Source organism: Streptomyces sp. NBC_00647 (genome assembly GCF_045207245.1).
Taxonomy (GTDB): Bacteria; Actinomycetota; Actinomycetes; order Streptomycetales; family Streptomycetaceae; genus Streptomyces.
In genome coordinates, this window is sequence record NZ_CP109040.1 from 4632023 (window position 1) to 4650549 (window position 18527).

Sequence of the window (18527 nt, forward strand, 5' to 3'; positions counted from 1 at the left end):
CCCGTTGAGCGCGCCCGGTGAGCGCCCCATGAACCACCGCCGGGGTGCCTCCGCTCCCGCGAGAGGGCACCCCGGTCGAGGAGGGCTGTGCGCCCGACTCCGTTACGCGTCCTCCGCCAGCTCCAGCCAGCGCATTTCCAGTTCCTCGCGCTCCCCGGCCAACTCGCGCAGTCCGGCGTCGAGTTGGGCGACCTTCCCGAAGTCGGTCGCGTTGTCGGCGATCTGGGCGTGCAGCTTGGTCTCCTTCTCGGAGATCTTGTCCAGCTGCCGCTCGATCTTCTGGAGTTCCTTCTTGGCGGCGCGGGCGTCGGCGGAGGAGGCGGCCTTGACCGGGGCCGGGGCGGCGGCGAGCACGGCGGCCGCGGCCACCTCCTCCATCTTCCGGCGCCGCTCCAGGTACTCGTCGATCCCGCGCGGGAGCATCCGCAGGGTGCTGTCGCCGAGGAGCGCGAACACGTTGTCCGTGGTGCGCTCGATGAAGAAGCGGTCGTGGGAGATCACGATCATGGAGCCGGGCCAGCCGTCGAGGAGGTCCTCGAGCTGGGTGAGTGTCTCGATGTCGAGGTCGTTGGTGGGCTCGTCGAGGAAGAGGACGTTGGGCTCGTCCATCAGCAGGCGCAGGATCTGGAGCCGCCGGCGCTCACCACCGCTGAGGTCCCCAACCGGCGTCCACTGCTTCTCCTTGTTGAAGCCGAACGTCTCACAGAGCTGCCCGGCGGTCATCTCGCGCCCCTTGCCGAGGTCCACCCGGTCACGGACGGCCTGGACGGCTTGGAGCACGCGCCAGTTCGGGTCGAGTTCGCCGACCTCTTGGGAGAGGTAGGCGAGCTTGACGGTCTTGCCGGTGACGATCCGGCCGGCGGCGGGCTGCTGTTCGCCCTCGCTGCGGGCGGCCTCGGCCAGGGCGCGCAGGAGGGAGGTCTTGCCCGCGCCGTTCACACCGACGAGGCCGACGCGGTCGCCGGGGCCGAGCTGCCAGGTCAGGTGCTTGAGCAGCACCTTGGGCCCGGCCTGCACGGTCACGTCCTCCAGATCGAAGACGGTCCTGCCGAGCCGCGAGTTGGCGAACTTCATCAGTTCGCTCTTGTCGCGGGGCGGCGGCACATCGGCGATCAGCTCGTTGGCGGCCTCGACGCGGAAGCGCGGCTTGGAGGTACGGGCGGGTGCTCCGCGCCGCAGCCACGCCAGCTCCTTGCGGACCAGGTTCTGCCGCTTGACCTCTTCGGTCGCGGCGATGCGCTCGCGCTCGGCCCGGGCGAACACGTAGTCGGAGTAGCCGCCCTCGTACTCGTACACCGAGCCCTTCTGCACGTCCCACATCTGGGTGCAGACCTGGTCGAGGAACCACCGGTCGTGCGTCACGCAGACGAGCGCGGAACGGCGCTCGCGCAGGTGCTTGGCGAGCCAGGCGATGCCCTCGACGTCCAGATGGTTGGTGGGCTCGTCGAGGATGATCAGGTCCTGCTCCTCGATGAGCAGCTTCGCCAGCGCGATACGGCGCCGTTCGCCACCGGAGAGCGGGGCGATCACCGTGTCGAGCCCCTGCGGGAACCCGGGCAGGTCGAGACCGCCGAAGAGGCCCGTCAGTACGTCCCTGATCTTGGCGTTGCCCGCCCACTCGTGGTCGGCCATGTCGCGGATGACCTCGTGGCGGACGGTGGCCGTGGGGTCGAGCGAGTCGTGCTGGGTCAGCACGCCGACGTGCAGGCCGCCGGAGTGCGTGACGCGGCCGGTGTCGGGCTCCTCCAGCTTGGCGAGCATGCGGATCAGGGTCGTCTTGCCGTCGCCGTTCCGGCCGACCACGCCGATCCGGTCCCCCTCGCTGACGCCGAGGGAGACTCCGTCGAGCAGTGCACGGGTGCCGTACACCTTGCTGACGGACTCGACATTGACCAGGTTGACGGCCATTTCTCTCCTGACAAGGGGGACGATCGACCCTCAAGAGTAGTCCGCGCCACGGGGGCACCGAGCCGTGGCGTACGCCGCCCCGTCCCGGCCGCACGCCCAGGGGGGCGGGGTGGTGCCCCAGGGAGGCCGGAGCCGGTGCGTCAAGGAAGCCGGGGCCGGTGACCAGGGCGGACGTCCGGCCGACGTCAGAGCACCGTCGCGCCGGGCGCCGGGCTCCGGGTGACGCGGGCGGAACGGCAGGTGCCCGACGTGAGCAGTGCCTCGGCGATGCTCTTCGCGGACGCCGCGTCAGCGGCGAGGAACGCCGTGGTCGGGCCCGAGCCGGAGACGAGCGCGGCGAGGGCACCGGCCGTGCGGCCCGCCGCGAGGGTGTCGGCGAGGGCCGGGAAAAGGGAGAGGGCCGCGGGCTGGAGGTCGTTGGAGACGGTGCGCGCGAGGGCCCCCGCGTCCCCCTTCGCCAACGCGTCCAGCAGGTCCTGCGAGGCGACCGGCTCCGGGACGCGTACGCCCTCGTTCATCCGGTCGAACTCCCGGAAGACCGCCGGGGTCGACAGCCCGCGCTCGGCCATCGCGAAGACCCAGTGGAAGGTCCCGCCGACCTCCAGGGCACGCAGCTGCTCACCGCGCCCGGTGCCGAGCGCCGCACCGCCCACCAGGGAGAACGGCACATCACTGCCCAATTCGGCGCAGATGTCGAGGAGTTCGTCGCGCGAGGCGTTCGTGCCCCACAGCGCGTCGCAGGCGAGCAGCGCGCCCGCTCCGTCCGCGCTGCCGCCCGCCATGCCGCCGGCGACGGGGATGTCCTTGGCGATGTGGAGGTGGACGGCGGGGTCGAGGCCGTACCGGCGGGCGAGTTCGAGGGCCGCGCGGGCCGCGAGGTTGGTCCGGTCGAGAGGCACCTGGGCGGCGTCCGGGCCCGCGCAGGTGACGCGCAGCTCGTCGGCCTGAGTGACCGTGACCTCGTCGTACAGGCCGACCGCGAGAAACACGTTGGCCAGGTCGTGGAAGCCGTCGGGGCGTGCGCCGCCCACCGCGAGCTGGACGTTGACCTTGGCAGGGACGCGTACCGTCACCGTCACGGCTGGGTCGACTCCTTGTGCTCGGTGTTCTCGGTGTTCTCGGTGTTCTCGGCGGCGCTGGCGTCGGCGTTCGCGTCGCGGTACCGGCGGGCGCCCTTGGTGTTCGCGCCGTTCGCCTCGCCGCGGTTCTCCGCGATCCGGGCGAACTCCTCGACCGTCAGGGACTCGCCACGTGCCTGCGGGGAGACACCGGCGGCGACGAGCGCGGCCTCGGCGGCGGGGGCCGAACCGGCCCATCCGGCGAGGGCGGCGCGCAGGGTCTTGCGGCGCTGCGCGAAGGCCGCGTCCACCGCCGCGAACACCTCGCTCTTCGCCGCGGTCGTGGAGATCGGCTCGGCGCGCCGGGTGAGCGCCACGAGCCCGCTGTCGACGTTGGGGGCCGGCCAGAAGACGTTGCGCCCGATGGAGCCGGCCCGCTTCACCTCGGCGTACCAGTTCGCCTTCACGGACGGCACGCCGTACACCTTCGAACCGGGCGCCGCGGCGAGCCGGTCGGCGACCTCCGCCTGGACCATCACGAGGGTGCGCTCGATGGTCGGGAAGGTGTCGAGCATGTGCAGCAGGACGGGCACGGCGACGTTGTACGGGAGGTTCGCGACCAGCGCGGTCGGGGGCGGGCCCGGCAGCTCCTGGACGTGCATCGCGTCCGAGTGCACGAGCGAGAACCGCTCGGCCCGGTCCGGCATGCGCGCCGCCACCGTGGCGGGGAGCGCGCTCGCGAGGACGTCGTCGATCTCGACGGCGACGACCCGGTCCGCCGTCTCCAGCAGGCCCAGCGTCAGTGAGCCGAGGCCGGGTCCCACCTCCACGACCACGTCGTCGGGCCGCACCTCCGCGGTCCGCACGATGCGGCGCACCGTGTTCGCGTCGATCACAAAGTTCTGGCCGCGCTGCTTGGTGGGCCGTACGCCGAGGGCTGCCGCGAGTTCGCGGATGTCGGCGGGGCCCAGGAGGGCGTCGGGGGTGGGGCTGGTCACCTGCCCAGGGTACGGGGGGACTCGGGTCAGCCGTGCAGCCGTGGCCCGCAGTGCGGCCAGGGACTCGCCCCGCGCCGCACGTACAGCTTCTTCGCCCGGAGGGTCTGTTCCGCGGCCGGGGCGTCCTGGGGGCGCCCGCTGCCGCCCAGGGCGTGCCAGGTGTGGGTGTCGAACTGGTAGAGGCCGCCGTACGTGCCGGACGGGTCCACCGCACCGGGGCGGCCGCCCGACTCGCACGCGGCGAGGCCGGACCAGTCCAGGTGGTCGGCGCCGTCGACGGACACGGGATGGGGCTTCGTACCGACCCTGACCAGCTGGACCTGCGGCTCCCGCACCACCTCGGACCGGACGCGGCGCGGCCTCTGCCGGACACCGTTGACGGTCCGCAGGGTGTACGTGACGCGCCGCGCTCCGAAGCGGCCTGGGCGCTCGACGACCTCGAGGCCCTTGAACAGCGAGGAGTCGTCCGTCCTCCGCACCTCGAACGGGATCGGCTCCTCGCGGACCTCTCTGGTCCCGGTGACGCGCAGGACGGTGACCGTCTGGCCGTCCCGCGGGAAGCTCCCGGCCGGCACGGAGGTCGTGTCCTGTCCGTGCAGGGCGATCCCGGCCTCCTCGATGGCCTCCCCGACGCTCGAGGCGTTCGTGCGGATCGTCCGCGCCCGGCCGTCGGCCATGATCGTGACCGTGCGCTCGGTCCGCACGTCGAGCGCCAGGCCCTCGCGTCCGATCCGCTGGGAGCGCGAGGTGGACACGTACGCGCCCTCGGCCCGCACCCCCAGTTGTCTGAGCGCTCCCTCCACGGTGTGCGCGGTCGTCCACACCCTGCGCCGGTCTCCGTCGAGCGTGAGGTGCACCGGGCGCCCGTAACGCACCGCGACCTCGTCCCCGCTGGCGAGGGCCGTGCCGGGGGTGGGCGCGACGACGTCGTGCGGCCCCACCTTCACGCCTTCGTCGGCGAGCAGTTCCGTCACGTCGTCCGCGAAGGTGTGCAACGTGCGCGGCCTGCCGTCGACGCTGAGCTCGATCGCCTTGTCGTTGGCGACGAAGGCGGAGGTGCCGCCGGCCAGGAAGGCCACGACCAGAGCCTGCGGGAGCAGCCGGCGCAGGGCGTCCGGGCGCTCGGTGGCGCGCTTGCGGCGGGCCGCGCGGCGCGCCTCGGCCCGCCCGCCGGTCGCGGGCGCACCGTCGGGCCTGTCCGTGCCGTCAGGACTCCCGGTATCCGCGTACGCCTCACGCGGCCCCGGCAGGGTGTCTCCGCCCGCGGAGGTCGCGGCGGCCACGGTGTCCGCCGACTGCCGCGGGAGGCGGGGCTCGGTCGGCGCGTCGGGCGCGCCACGCATTCGGCGCACGGCGAACGCACCGCGTGCACCGAGTACGCCGGGTACTCCCGGCGCGGGGGGCCCGTCGGACACGGCGGGCTCGGGTGTGCGCGATTCGTAGCCCGGGCGGTAGGGGTCCGGGGGTCCCTGGCCGTACGGCTCGTAGCGCGCGTGGTCCGCGGGGCCGGAGTACTCCTGGTAGCCGGAGCGTTCCGCGTAAGCAGCCGCCGTCACACCGGCCGCCTCGGGCGCACGGACCACGCCGTCCCCGCCGAGCCCGCCGAGCCCGCCGAGCCCGAGGGGCCCGAGGGGCACGGTCGGGGCGTCCGGCGCGCCGGTGACGGGGGCCACGCCGGTGACACCGACGACGACCGTGGTGGCTTCGGCGCCACCGGTCGGTCCGTACGTCTCGTACTGCTCGTACCGCGAGCTGCTCACGACGACACGCTCCAGGGGTCCGGATCGGGCGACCAGAACCTAGCGGAGCGGCCGTCACTCTCCCAAGCAACGCGACTACGCTGTGTCGCGACACTCCCCTGCGAAAGGCGCTCGTTCGACCAGGGAGAACCCCGGGGACCGTTATCGGTCAGTAATCGAAAGCGCGCGCGGTGTTGGCGGAGAGCGAGGTCGCCAGCGTGTCTTCGTCGATTCCGCGCACCGCGGCCATGGCGCGCACCGTGACCGGAATGAGATACGGCGCGTTGGGCCGTCCGCGGTACGGCGCGGGGGTCAGGAAGGGCGCGTCGGTCTCGACGAGGACGAGACCGAGCGGGGCCACGGCCAGCGCGTCGCGCAGGGGCTGGGCGTTCTTGAAGGTCATGTTGCCGGCGAAGGACATGAAGTAACCGGCGCGGGCGCAGATCTCGGCCATGTCGGCGTCGCCGGAGTAGCAGTGGAAGACGGTCCGCTCGGGGGCGCCCTCCTCCTTGAGGACGCGCAGGACGTCGGTGTGGGCGTCGCGGTCGTGGATGACCAGGGCCTTGCCGTGCCGCTTGGCGATCTCGATGTGGGCGCGGAAGGAGCGCTCCTGCGCCTCCTTGCCCTCGGGGCCCGTGCGGAAGTAGTCCAGGCCGGTCTCGCCGACACCCTTGACCTGGGGAAGGGCGGCGAGACGGTCGATCTCCGCGAGTGCCTCGTCCAGCGCGGCGTCGCCACCCGGCTGCCGGGCCCCCTGCCGGGACCAGCCGTCGGGGTCGCCGTGCACGATCCGGGGCGCTTCGTTGGGGTGCAGGGCGACGGTGGCGTGGACGGCGTCGTACGCCGCCGCCGTCTCGGCCGCCCAGCGGGAGCCGTTCACGTCGCAGCCGACCTGGACGACCGTCGTCACACCGACGGACGCGGCCTTGGCGAGGCCCTCCTCGACCGTGCCGGACTGCATGTCGAGGTGGGTGTGCGAGTCGGCGACGGGAACACGCAGGGGCTCGGGGAGCGGGGGCGCGGCGTTCTTGTCGGGGGCGGCGGAAGCGGAGGAAGGCATGCCCCGATCCTACGAAGGGGGCATGCCCGGCCTCACCTCGCGGGTCAGCCCGCCTTGCGGTGCTGGAACGGGTGCAGGAGATCCGACAGATGCCAGTGGTGCGGCTCCTCGGGGGTGGCGGAGGACTCGGCCGGAGCGGCCTCCTCGGGGCCCTTCCCGGACCGCCGGGGCGCTGCCGGGCGAGGTTGCCGGTGCGTCATGGAGTGCATGGAGTCGAGAACGGAGGACACCTGGCCGGCGCGCATGATGCGCACCACGTGGCTGTCGCAGTTCAGGCAGGTGGGCCGGCTGAGCGGCGACGGCACGACATGCCCGTTCGCCACGTACATCACGAACTCGCCACCTTCCGCGTCGCGGTGGTGCTCGATGTCGTACGACTGTTCCCAGCCGTGCCCGCAGCGCATGCAGGCGAAGGAATACGATTCGTGGACTACGGCCGTCGCCACGCTGCGATGCCCGGTCTGTTCGGTGACCTGACCAGCGGCGATACCGCCGGTCCGTCCTGTGGTCTCACTCATGCCAGCTCCTCTTGTCCGCTGGACAAGCGCCTTCGTCGACGGAATTTCCCCCGGAAATTCCATCGCCGCCGAAGGCGAGGGACGGGTGCGTCCCTGCTTCCAGTGGACGCTTCTCCCGGCGCGAAAGCATCAGGCCTGTCGAGTGTTGGAGGCGTTTTGGCCTTTCCTTGTCGGAAGGCTCTGTCTACCCGGCCTGAGCTTTGCTTTTCACGATAGTCCTTTGCCCTTCTATGGGGCGCTTCGTGCGGCGTTCTTTGCCGCGACGACCGCATCGAAGACGTCCCTCTTGGGAATTCCGGCCTCCGCGGCGACGGCGGCGATCGCCTCCTTGCGCCGCTCCCCCGCCTCCTCGCGCACCTGCACCCTGCGGACCAGCTCGTCGGCGTCCAGTTCCTCGGCGCCCTTGTCGGGGGCGCCCTCGACGACGAGGGTGATCTCGCCACGGACACCCTCGGCGGCCCAGACGGCCAGCTCGCCCAGCGGGCCTCGCTTGATCTCCTCGTACGTCTTGGTCAGCTCGCGGCAGACGGCGGCGCGGCGCTGGGTGCCGAGGACCTCCGCCATGGCGGCGAGCGTGTCGTCGAGCCGGTGGGGCGCCTCGAAGTAGACCAGCGTCCGGCGCTCCTCGGCGACCTCGCGCAGCCGGGACAGCCGCTCGCCGGCCTTCCGGGGCAGGAAGCCCTCGAAGCAGAAGCGGTCGACGGGCAGGCCGGACAGCGCGAGCGCGGTGAGCACGGCGGACGGGCCCGGTACGGCGGTGACCTTGATGTCCTTCTCGACCGCGGCCGCGACCAGCCGGTAACCGGGGTCCGACACGGACGGCATCCCGGCGTCGGTGACCAGCAGCACCCGCGCCCCGCCGGCCAGCGCCTCGACGAGTTCCGGGGTCCGGGCGGCCTCGTTCCCCTCGAAGTACGACACGACGCGTCCTGTCGGCTGGACACCCAGGGCCTGGGTGAGCCGGCGGAGCCTGCGGGTGTCCTCGGCGGCGATGACATCGGCCCCGGTCAGTTCCGCGGCGAGCCGTGGCGGAGCGTCGGAGATGTCGCCGATGGGGGTGCCTGCCAACACAAGGATTCCTGTCACGGTTCCATCCTCGCAGGGGCGCGGCCCGACAAGCTCATCCGACCGGAAGGGCCCGGGCACGGGACTCCCACAGACGTGTTCCCTACGATGGCGCGGTGACCAGTACCGCGTCCTCCACGGACACCCGGCAGGGCCAGGCCGCCGATGAGCAGCGGCCGTCGTGGCAGCAGCGGCTGCGCCGATTCCGCTACACGGCGCCGCCCAGAAGTGATGTGCGCGACCGGCTCGTACCGCCGTACGCCGAGCCCGGCCCCCGGATCTGGGCCGCTCTCGGGCTGCGCCGGGAGGTCGCCGACCGGTTCAACCGCTGGTCGGGCTGGGGCGGCCCGATCCTGGTGACCCTGCTCGCCGGGCTGATGCGCTTCTGGAACCTGGGCAGCCCGAAGGCGGTGATATTCGACGAGACGTATTACGCGAAGGACGCCTGGGCGCTCATTCACCGCGGGTACGAGGTGAACTGGGCGAAGGACGCCAACGACCTGATCCTCCAGGGCAACGGGAACGTTCGGATCCCGACCGACGCCGCCTATGTCGTGCATCCGCCGGTCGGCAAGTACGTCATCGGGCTCGGCGAATGGATGTTCGGGTTCAATCCCTTCGGCTGGCGGTTCATGACGGCGCTGCTCGGCACGCTGTCGGTGCTGCTGCTGTGCCGGATCGGGCGGCGGCTGTTCCGTTCGACCTTCCTCGGCTGTCTCGCGGGCACGCTGATGGCGGTGGACGGTCTGCACTTCGTGATGAGCCGCACCTCGCTGCTCGACGGTGTGCTGATGTTCTTCGTGCTGGCGGCCTTCGGCGCGCTCGTCGTCGACCGCGACAAGGCGCGGGCCAGGCTGGCGGCGGCGCTGCCCACCGACGCGGACGGCGTGGCCCACCCCGACGCGCACACCGCCGAGACCACCCGCCTGGGATGGCGGCCCTGGCGCTGGGTGGCGGGCCTCATGCTGGGCCTGGCCATCGGCACCAAGTGGAACGGGCTGTACATCCTCGCCGCGTTCTGTGTGATGGCGGTCCTGTGGGACGTGGCCTCGCGCCGGGTCGCGGGCGCCCGCCACCCCTACCTGGCGGCCCTCAAGCACGACACGGGCATCACGTTCCTGGCGACGGTCCCGGTCGCCCTGTCGGTCTACCTGATCTCCTGGACCGGCTGGATCCTGTCGCCGGACAACGGCAAGGGCGGCTACTTCCGCAACTGGGCCGTCACGGACGGCAAGGGCGGCTCCTTCGCCTTCCTCCCGGACTGGCTGCGCAGCCTGTGGCACTACGAGCACGAGGTCTACAAGTTCCACGTCGGGCTGTCGTCGCCGCACACCTACCAGTCCAACCCGTGGAGCTGGCTCGTCCTCGGCCGCCCGGTCTCGTACTTCTACGAGTCCCCGCTGCCCGGCAAGGACGGCTGCCCCGCCGACGCGGGTGACAAGTGCGCCCGTGAGGTGCTGGCGCTCGGCACGCCCCTGCTGTGGTGGGCCGCCTGCTTCGCGGTCCTCTACGTGCTGTGGCGCTGGGCCTTCCGCCGCGACTGGCGGGCGGGCGCGATCGCCTGCGGCATCGTGGCCGGCTATCTGCCCTGGTTCATGTACCAGGAGCGCACGATCTTCTTCTTCTACGCCGTCGTCTTCGTGCCGTTCCTCTGTCTCGCCGTCACGATGATGATCGGCGCGATCCTCGGCCCACCCGGCTCCGGAGAACGCCGCCGGGTCGTCGGCGCCGCGGGAGCGGGCGTCCTGGTCCTGCTGATCGCCTGGAACTTCATCTACTTCTGGCCCATCTACACCGGCACCGCTATCCCCATCGACCAATGGAGATCCCGGATGTGGCTGGACACCTGGGTCTAGCCGTACGGACACACCAAGAGGGCCCGGCAACCCGCCGGGCCCTCTTTGGCATGGAATTCAGAGCGGGGCCGCGTCGTTGGCGATCCGAGAATATGAATTCGTTCCGATTGCGTGATCGGCCGAAGTTCAGTGGCCAGGGCCGGGCCAGTTCTTGCCCGCCGCGACGGAGGCTTGAGACATACCTTGGGAGATTGCCTGCGAGACGACGAGCTGCTGCAGGGTGATGACCTGGGAGTCGCAAGACGCCTTCTTCATCTGCTCCACCGTTGTGCGTTGGGGCAGCGAGTCACAGTAGGCGACAGACTTGTTCACGTGCCAGCCCAAGCTGTGGAGCGCGGCCGCCGCCGGAGTGGCCGCCAGGACCGTTGCCGCAAGGGCGGCAACTCCCACCGAGAATCATGTGGAGCTATTCGCGGGAGGCTGTCCGGAGCCGTGAGCAACTCGTTACGCTCACCGATCCTCGCCCATAGCTAAAACAGCAGGTGCCTATGGATGCATCCGTGACAGATCCGGAAGACCGAGCGCAGCAGGCGGATGTCACCCGCCAACTTCTGTACCACCTGAATGCCCCGATCGCAGAACATTGCCGCCTGCTCGGTGTCCTGCCCGCGCCCGGCGCCGTACGGATCGCCATCCGTGCCGGAGAGGGCGAGCACGTCATGAACCTGCTCTACGAGATTCCCAACGACACGGTGACCCCTTACTGGATCCCCGGCCTGCTGCGTACTGTCCTGACCGGGCCCCAGATTTACAGCAGTAGTGATGTCGACGAGGTCATGGGGATGACGCTCATCCGCCTCCGCCCGGAGGGGATCACCCCGGACCCGGAACCCGAACAGGGCCGGGCACTCACCGTCGTGCGCGCCCTGTCCGACCCCGGCGACGACGAGAACCCCTTCCTGATCGGCTTCCTGATGCACGGCGACGGGCTGTTGCGCCTGTACGTGCAGCGTCCCGACCGGCCCGGCATCATCGGCGCGGACATCCGCCTGACCGAGACACCGCACACCGCGCTGATCGCCTCCGTGCCTTCCCTCCTCGGGGAAGAGCAGTACCGACGGCCGGCCCCGGACGACCCGCACTGCGATCTCCTCGTGGACCTGACCAACCGGTAGAGCCGCCCTCGGCCCGGCGGCGGCTGCCGATGCCGCGGTCAGGCGACCTCGCCGGCTGCCTGCTGGACGGCCTTGTCGATGTCGCTCGGGCTCACGTCGAGTTCCTTGGCGATCTGCTTCTCGGCCTTCAGTTCGGCCTTCTCGAGGGCGTGCGAGAGTGTGCTCGCGCCGACGATGACGAGGGCGGCTTCTCCCTCGTCGATGATCTCGCCGAACTCCTTGACGTCCGAGCGCGACATGCCACGCCACAGGTGGCCGCCCACACCTCCCGCGGCCGCGCCGACGAGGGCGGTGCCGATGACCGCCGGCGGGAAGAGCAGGCCGACGACCGCTCCGGCGGCGGCTCCGCCCCACGCCCCGTGCCGCGTGGCCGTCTCGTCCTTGTTCACATGGACCTTGCCGGCTTCGTCCTTGGTGACCACGGAGGCGTCGTAGGTGCCGACCGCACCGGCCGAGTGAAGGTCCTTGACGATGTCGTAGTCGGCTCGCGCCGCCGCTTCGCTCGGATAGGTGCCGATGTAGATGAAGACTGCGTCGGGCTTGGCCACGATGTCTCTCCCGTCTGCGCTCGCCGTGCTCGGCGGACCACGGCCACCGGCTCGTTCACGTCTTCATGCTGAGCGCTCCCCGCAAGGGCCGCATCCGGGTACGCGATCACCGCCCGGGGCGGGACGGAGGGTCACGAAGAGCCGCGACACTCATCGGTGAATGATTTTCACGTATGTGACTCGATGCATGGGGCTAACAATTCGGCGAAGGTCTGCACCATGAGCCCCACGCGCGCCTACAGTGCGGGGTGGACCGGCTTTTCTGAACGCGTTCAGAAGTTCGGAGAAGGGTTCACGGGGAGGGATCGCGCGATGCGCAAGGGGGCAAAAGCTGCCGTCATCGGCAGTGTGTTCGCAGTGATGGTGGGCGGTGCCGGGTACGGCGCCTACAACGTGGTGACCTCGATCAGCGGGGACGGCGGCGGTCGCGCCGACGGGCCCGCTCCGGTGGAGACCGGACCGCCGAGCGGCACCGAGATCAAGGAGACCAGCCGCGCGTTCTTCGCGGCTTGGGAGAAGGGCGACGCGGCCGACGCCGCGGCCCGGACGAACTACGCGTCGAACGCCGAGCAACTGCTCACCGGTTACCGCGACGACGCGCACCTCACCCACGTGAGGATCACTCCGGGCACGCCGTCCGGGGCGACCGTGCCGTTCTCCGTCAAGGCCGAGGTCTCCTACGACGGGAAGAGCAAGCCCTTCTCGTACGACTCCGAACTGACCGTCGTTCGGGGAGAGACCACCGGGAAGGCGCTGGTCGCCTGGAAGCCGTCCGTCCTCCACCCGGAGCTGAAGGACGGGGACACCCTGGTCACGGGCGAGTCGTCGAGTCCGGCGATCGAGGCCGTGGACCGGAACAACGTTGTCCTGACGAAGGCGAAGTATCCGTCGCTGGGGCCGATCCTGGACGCGCTCCGCGAGAAGTACGGCGACACGGCGGGCGGCTCCCCCGGCATCGAGCTGGCGATCCGGCACGGGGGCGAGGAAAACGGCGACACGACGCTGGTCACCCTCGCCAAGGGGCGGGCGGGCAAGGTCCGTACGACACTCAGCGCGAGCGCGCAGGCCGCCGCCGAGAAGGCGGTCACGGGATACGCCGAGTCCTCCGTGGTGGCGGTGAAGCCCAGCACCGGCGAGGTGCTGGCCGTCGCCAACCACCGTCAGGACGGCTTCAACGCGGCCTTCCTCGGCAAGCTCGCGCCCGGCTCCACGATGAAGATCATCAGCGCGGCGACCCTCATCGACAACGGCATCACGACGGCGAACGGTCCCGCTCCCTGCACGGACACCGGGGTGTGGCAGAGCCAGACCTTCCACAACCTCACGGGCATGAAGCCGCAGGAGAACGCCACACTCTCCGACAGCTTCGCGCGCTCGTGCAACACGGCGTTCGTGAACTACGCCGACGAGGTGAAGGTCGACTCGCTCACCAACGAGGCCCAGCAGCGCTTCGGGCTCGGTCAGGACAACTGGAAGACCGGCATCGCGTCCTTCGACGGCTCGGTGCCCGCCTCCGGCGGCCCGGACACGGCGGCCAACATGATCGGCCAGGGCCAGGTCCAGATGAGCCCGCTGAACATGGCGTCGGTGACGGCGACCGCGATGACGGGCGTCTTCCGGCAGCCGGTCATCGTGCCGCGCTCCCTCGACGACCGTGAACTGGCCACCGCGAAGGGTCTGTCCAGCAGCACGGTCGCGCAGCTGCGCTCGATGATGAACCGCACGGCGGTCAGCGGCACCGCCGCCGGGGTGATGTCCACGCTCGGCGGCTCCATCGGCGCCAAGACCGGCTCCGCCGAGGTCGACGGCCAGGCCGTGTCCAACAGCTGGTTCACCGGCTACCGGAACGACATCGCGGCCGCCGCCATGACCCAGGAGGGCGGCCACGGCGGAGACGCGGCCGGTCCGATCGTCGCAGCTGTGCTACGAACGGGCGGCTGAAGTCGCCCCGCACAGGACGGGACCCTAGGGTGGTGCCTCTCGTTGAGGAGCGAGGGGCACGGGGGTGTGTCACGGGGCATCAGGGGACGGCGGAGGGCTGAAAGCTGTGGGCAAGAGAAGGCGCGTCGCCGAGCGGCGGAAGACCAAGCAGCCCGCCGTACTCGGCGGAGTGATCGCCGTGGCCGTCGTCGGCGGGGCGTTCGGCGCGTACAGCCTGTACGGCAGTGGCGCGGCGGCCGACGAGGGGACCACGGCCACCACCCGCAAGGCCGTCAAGACGGGCCCGCTGTCGGCGGCCGAGATCCGTCTGGCGTCCTCCGCCTTCCTCACCGCCTGGCAGAGCGGCGACGTCACCGCGGCCGCCGCCGCCACCGACGACTCGGCGGCCGCCACGACCACGCTGACCGGCTACGGCAAGGACGCCCACATCACCGGCGTGACCCTGAAGCGCGGAAAGCCGTCGGGCGCCGACGTCCCGTTCGAGGTCAAGGCCACCGTCACCTACAAGGGCACGACCAAGCCCCTGACGTACGAGTCGAAGATGACGGTCGTGCGCCGGGCGAAGGACGGTGTGGCGCTGGTCGGCTGGAAGCCGTCCGTCGTCCACCCGGACCTCCAGGACGGCGACCGGCTGGTGACCGGAGCGTCGGGGACGCCGCCGGTCACCGCGCTCGACAGCGAGGGCGGTGAGCTGACCGCCGCCAAGTACCCCTCCCTGGGGACGGTCCTCGACGGACTGCGCGAGAAGTTCGGCAAGACGGCCGGCGGCAAGGCGGGCATCGAGCTGCGCGTGATCCGCAAGGCCGCGAAGAAGGGCACCCAGAAGACCCCCGACAAGACGCTGGTGACGCTCAGCAAGGGCACCCCGGGCACCGTGAAGACGACGCTCAGCGCGACCCTCCAGGCGGAGGCGGAGCGCCAGGTGGCCGCCAAGGAGAAGGCGTCCGTGGTCCTGATGCGCCCCTCGACGGGCGAGATCCTCGCCGTCGCGAACAGCGGCCACGGCTTCAACACCGCCTTCCAGGGCTCCCTCGCGCCCGGCTCCACGATGAAGGTCATCACCGCGTCGCTGCTCTTCGACAAGGGTCTGGCCTCGGCCGACAAGGAGCACCCCTGCCCCAAGACGGTCACGTACGGCGGCTGGAAGTTCCACAACGACGACGACTTCGAGATCAAGAACGGCACGTTCAAGGCGAGCTTCGCGCGGTCCTGCAACACCGCCTTCATCAGCCAGGCGAAGAAGCTGAAGAACGAGGACCTGACCAAGCAGGCCCAGCAGGTCTTCGGCCTGAGCATGAACAACTGGGCCGTGGGCGTGCCGTCGTTCGACGGCGCGGTGCCGGTGCAGAGCGCGGCGCAGATGGCCGCGTCGCTGATGGGCCAGGGCGGGGTCCGCATGAGCCCGCTGAACATGGCGTCCGTCGCCTCCACCGTCAAGTCCGGCACCTTCCACCAGCCGTACCTGGTGGCCCCGTCGGTCGACCACCGCACCCTGGCCACGGCGTCCCGCACCCTGTCGGCGTCCACGCTCTCCCAGCTGCGCGAGGTCATGCAGTACACGGCCGCCGCCGGCACCGCCGCCGAGGCCATGTCCGGTCTCGGCCCCGACTACGGCGCCAAGACCGGCTCCGCCGAGGTCGACAACCAGAAGAAGCCGAACGGCTGGTTCACGGCGTGGAAGGGCGACCTGGCGGCGGCGGGCGTCGTCCAGCAGGGCGGCCACGGCGGCAGCACGGCCGGGCCGATCGTGGCGGCACTGCTGAAGGCGGGCAGCTGACTCCCCCGACCGCACCCGCTCCCCGGGGACACACCCGCTCGCGTGGCGCGTACACCGACCGCTAGCGTGCCTCTCATGACCGCCACCGATGAGAACGCCGGCGAGGAGCAGCCCCCCGCCGAGAACGCCCCTCACCCCCGTTTCGCCGAGGCCCTGCGGGAGCTGGGGCTCGGCGAGGTGACCGGGCGCGTCCGTCGTTTCCCCGACGCGAACCGCACCGCCGCCGAGGCCGCCGCCGCGATCGGCTGCGAGCTGAGCCAGATCTGCAAGTCGCTGTTCTTCGCGGCGGACGGGGTTCCGGTGCTGGTGCTGCTGGACGGCTCGGCACAGGTCGACATGGAGCTCGTACAGCGGGAGCTGGGCGCCGAGAAGATCACCCGGGCCGGGGCACACCTCGTGCGGGAGTCGACGGGGTACGCGACCGGCGCCGTACCGCCCTTCGGGCACCGGACGAAGATCCGTGTCCTGGTGGACCGTTCGCTGCTCGACCACGACACGGTGTGGACCTCGGCGGGCACCCCGTTCACCATCTTCCCGATGGACCCGAAGAGCCTGATCGCCCACGCGGGCGGCACGCTGGTGGACGTGCGCGAGCCCATCGCGTGACCCCGCTCGTCACCGCGGCGGTGCTGCTCGCAGCGGTCACCCACGCCAGCTGGAACGCGATCGCGCACCGCATCACCGACAAGCTCGTCGGCTTCACGCTGATCGCGGGCGGCGGCATGCTGATCGGCCTGGTCATGGTGCCGTTCGTGGCGTTCCCCGCGTCCGGGGCCTGGCCGTACCTCGTCGCCTCGGCCCTCATCCACATCGCGTACTACGTGCTGCTGATGCGTTCCTTCCGGCTCGGCGACTTCGGGCAGGCCTATCCGATCGCGCGGGGCACCGCTCCGCTGGTCGTCACCGTGCTGGCGGCGGTCTTCGCGCACGAGGTGCCCGACGGCTGGGCGGCCTCCGGCGTCGCGCTGTCCTGCGCGGGGCTGACGGGTGTCGCCCTGTGGGGGCTGCGCGGCCGTCGGCCCAACTGGGCGGCGATCGGCGCCGCGCTCGCGACGGGCGTGTCGATCGCCGCGTACACCGTGGTCGACGGCCTGGGTGTGCGTGAGTCCGGCTCCGCCCTCGGGTACATCGCCTGGCTGATGGCGATGGAGGGCGTGGTGATCCCGGCGTACGCGCTGTACCGCTGGCGCGGTGAGACCGTCTCGGCGCTCAGGCCGTTCGCCGCGGTCGGCTTCCTCGGCGCGGCACTCTCCGTCTCGGCCTACGGGCTGGTGCTGTGGGCCCAGACACGGGCCGAACTGGCTCCGATCGCGGCCCTGCGAGAGTCCTCGATCATCGTGGGCGCCGCCATCGGGGCGGTGTTCTTCAAGGAACGGTTCGGAGCGCCCAGGATCGCGGCGGCGGGACTCCTGGTCGTGGGGATCGGGCTGATGCTGCACGCCGGGTAGGTGCCGCGCGGCGAGCGCGCGCCGCCGTGGACCGCCGTGAGCCCGCCGGTTCACCGGTTTCGAGACCACCGCCCGGCTCGGGTCCGGTCCGGGCGGGAAGCCTGCCGACGCGGTCGAGGCCGCGCCGGCGGTCGGCCGGCGGCCAGGACACTCCCCGGGAGCGGGTGCAGGAAGCGTCCCGGAAGCCGTCCCGGGTGGGGATCGGGAGCAGCCGCAGCCCGCCCCCTTCTCCTCCGGGGAGAGGCGTCCTCGGTCGTACGGCTCGTCCTCGGTCGGACGGCTACGCGTCGACGGCCGTCCGTACCGCCCGTACCAGCGCCTGCGCCCGCGCGTCCGCCGTCACGCTCGTGCGGAAGCCGTTGGTGACGTATCCGAAGGCGATGCCCGACTCGGGGTCGGCGAAGCCGAGGGCGCCGCCACGGCCGGGGTGGCCGAAGGAGCCCGGAGAGAGCAGGGGCGACGCCCCGCCGTGGAGCATGTAGCCGAGACCGAACCGGGTGTTGACGACCAGGACCCGGTCGGGTCCCGCGGACCGTTCCGCCCGCGCGGCCGCCACCGTCTCCGGCGTGAACAGTCTTACGCCGTCCACCTCCCCGATCAGCGCGGCGTAGAAGCGGGCGAGGCCGTCGGCCGTGGCGATGCCGTTCGAGGCGGGCAGGACGGCCGCGCGGTAGCCGGGATCGTTCTCGTCGGGCATCGGGGTGATCGCGGCGAAAGCGCGGCGGGTGAGACTGTCGGGGTCGGCGTAGGCCTCGGAGACCGCCCGCTTCGGACGGGTCTTCAGACCGCCGGGCGTCGACAGCGCCTCGACCTGTGCGACCCGCCCCACCCGGCCGGCCACCGCCTCCGGAAGCCCGACCCACAGGTCCAGGTCCAGCGGCCGGGCGATCTCGTCCGCGATCCACCGGCCGATGGTGCGCCCGGTCACCCGCCGGACCAGCTCGCCGGTCAGCCAGCTGTACGTCTGCGCGTGGTACCCGTGCTCGGCCCCGGGCTCCCACACCGGCGTCTGCGCGGCCACCGCGGCGGCCGCGAGGTCGAGGTCGGCGGCCTCGGCGGGGGTGAGCGGACGGTCGAGGACGGGCACTCCGGCCCGGTGCGCGAGCACGTGCCGCACCCGCGTGTGCTCCTTGCCGCGCGCCTTGTACTCGGGCCAGTGGGCGCCGACCGGCGCGTCCAGGTCGAGGTGGCCGCGCTGCGCGAGCATCAGGAGTACGGCGGCGGCGACGCCCTTCGTCGCGGAGCGCACGATCTGCGCGGTGCCGCGCTGCCAGGGCTCGGTGCCGTCGACGTCGCGGGTGCCGCCCCACAGGTCGACGACCTTGCGCCCGTCGCGGTACACGGTGACGGCGGCGCCCCGGTCCCCCAGCGCCGCGAAGTTGCCCGCGAACGCCTCCCTGACCGGCTCGAAGCCCTCGGCCACTGTGCCGTTCACGTCCACGCCCGCGCTCCCTGTCGCCTCACCACTGCCAACACTGAGTGCAACACGCGTCCGC

Annotated in this window: 16 protein-coding genes; 6 read left to right on the forward strand and 10 right to left on the reverse strand. The window is 71.4% G+C overall.

Features of this window, described 5'->3' with window-relative positions; all coding sequences use genetic code 11:
- Positions 1–102: 102 nt before the first annotated feature.
- The 7 genes from OG788_RS20160 to rsmI form a co-directional block, all read right to left on the reverse strand.
- On the reverse strand, positions 103–1908 hold the full coding sequence (locus OG788_RS20160; protein WP_406372505.1) for an ABC-F family ATP-binding cassette domain-containing protein: 1806 nt from the start codon (positions 1906–1908) through the stop codon (positions 103–105).
- Positions 1909–2093: 185 nt separating this feature from the next.
- Positions 2094–2987, reverse strand: a complete 894-nt coding sequence (locus OG788_RS20165; protein WP_351547623.1) for a 4-(cytidine 5'-diphospho)-2-C-methyl-D-erythritol kinase — start codon at positions 2985–2987, stop codon at positions 2094–2096.
- Positions 2984–3964, reverse strand: a complete 981-nt coding sequence (gene rsmA, locus OG788_RS20170; protein WP_406372507.1) for a 16S rRNA (adenine(1518)-N(6)/adenine(1519)-N(6))-dimethyltransferase RsmA — start codon at positions 3962–3964, stop codon at positions 2984–2986. Before rsmA ends, OG788_RS20165 begins: the two co-directional genes overlap by 4 nt.
- Positions 3965–3990: 26 nt before the next feature.
- Positions 3991–5307 (reverse strand): ubiquitin-like domain-containing protein, encoded by a 1317-nt coding sequence (locus tag OG788_RS20175; RefSeq protein WP_406376795.1) that lies wholly within the window; start codon positions 5305–5307, stop codon positions 3991–3993.
- Between the two features lie 565 nt (positions 5308–5872).
- Positions 5873–6763, reverse strand: coding sequence for a TatD family hydrolase (locus OG788_RS20180; protein ID WP_406372509.1), 891 nt, complete (start codon positions 6761–6763; stop codon positions 5873–5875).
- Between the two features lie 44 nt (positions 6764–6807).
- On the reverse strand, positions 6808–7281 hold the full coding sequence (locus tag OG788_RS20185) for a hypothetical protein (RefSeq protein ID WP_406372511.1): 474 nt from the start codon (positions 7279–7281) through the stop codon (positions 6808–6810).
- Between the two features lie 228 nt (positions 7282–7509).
- Entirely contained in the window at positions 7510–8367 is an 858-nt protein-coding gene (rsmI, locus tag OG788_RS20190; RefSeq protein ID WP_406372513.1) for a 16S rRNA (cytidine(1402)-2'-O)-methyltransferase, read from the reverse strand.
- Positions 8368–8462: 95 nt separating this feature from the next.
- Here rsmI and OG788_RS20195 point away from each other — a divergent pair, with 95 nt between their 5' ends.
- Complete coding sequence (locus OG788_RS20195; protein WP_406372515.1) at positions 8463–10202, forward strand: dolichyl-phosphate-mannose--protein mannosyltransferase; 1740 nt, start codon at positions 8463–8465, stop codon at positions 10200–10202.
- Positions 10203–10328: 126 nt separating this feature from the next.
- Here OG788_RS20195 and OG788_RS20200 read toward each other — a convergent pair whose 3' ends face one another.
- On the reverse strand, positions 10329–10457 hold the full coding sequence (locus OG788_RS20200) for a hypothetical protein (protein WP_351547641.1): 129 nt from the start codon (positions 10455–10457) through the stop codon (positions 10329–10331).
- Between the two features lie 245 nt (positions 10458–10702).
- Between OG788_RS20200 and OG788_RS20205 the strand changes: the two genes are divergently transcribed.
- Positions 10703–11317 (forward strand): hypothetical protein, encoded by a 615-nt coding sequence (locus OG788_RS20205; RefSeq protein ID WP_406372518.1) that lies wholly within the window; start codon positions 10703–10705, stop codon positions 11315–11317.
- A 38-nt stretch (positions 11318–11355) separates the two neighbouring features.
- Here the strand turns inward: OG788_RS20205 and OG788_RS20210 are convergent, their stop codons facing one another.
- Positions 11356–11865: a DUF1269 domain-containing protein gene (locus tag OG788_RS20210; RefSeq protein WP_406372520.1), complete on the reverse strand. Its 510-nt coding sequence runs from the start codon at positions 11863–11865 to the stop codon at positions 11356–11358.
- Between the two features lie 312 nt (positions 11866–12177).
- Here OG788_RS20210 and OG788_RS20215 point away from each other — a divergent pair, with 312 nt between their 5' ends.
- The 4 genes from OG788_RS20215 to OG788_RS20230 all read left to right on the forward strand — a co-directional run bounded on the left by OG788_RS20215 (position 12178) and on the right by OG788_RS20230 (position 17031).
- Positions 12178–13806 (forward strand): penicillin-binding transpeptidase domain-containing protein, encoded by a 1629-nt coding sequence (locus tag OG788_RS20215; RefSeq protein WP_406372521.1) that lies wholly within the window; start codon positions 12178–12180, stop codon positions 13804–13806.
- Positions 13807–13912: 106 nt separating this feature from the next.
- Positions 13913–15583, forward strand: coding sequence for a penicillin-binding transpeptidase domain-containing protein (locus tag OG788_RS20220; RefSeq protein ID WP_351547657.1), 1671 nt, complete (start codon positions 13913–13915; stop codon positions 15581–15583).
- 75 nt (positions 15584–15658) lie between these two features.
- Positions 15659–16189: a YbaK/EbsC family protein gene (locus OG788_RS20225; RefSeq protein WP_406372523.1), complete on the forward strand. Its 531-nt coding sequence runs from the start codon at positions 15659–15661 to the stop codon at positions 16187–16189.
- On the forward strand, positions 16186–17031 hold the full coding sequence (locus tag OG788_RS20230; protein WP_406372525.1) for an EamA family transporter: 846 nt from the start codon (positions 16186–16188) through the stop codon (positions 17029–17031). Before OG788_RS20225 ends, OG788_RS20230 begins: the two co-directional genes overlap by 4 nt.
- A gap of 280 nt (positions 17032–17311) precedes the next feature.
- Here OG788_RS20230 and OG788_RS20235 read toward each other — a convergent pair whose 3' ends face one another.
- Complete coding sequence (locus tag OG788_RS20235) at positions 17312–18472, reverse strand: serine hydrolase domain-containing protein (RefSeq protein WP_406372527.1); 1161 nt, start codon at positions 18470–18472, stop codon at positions 17312–17314.
- Positions 18473–18527 lie beyond the last annotated feature (55 nt).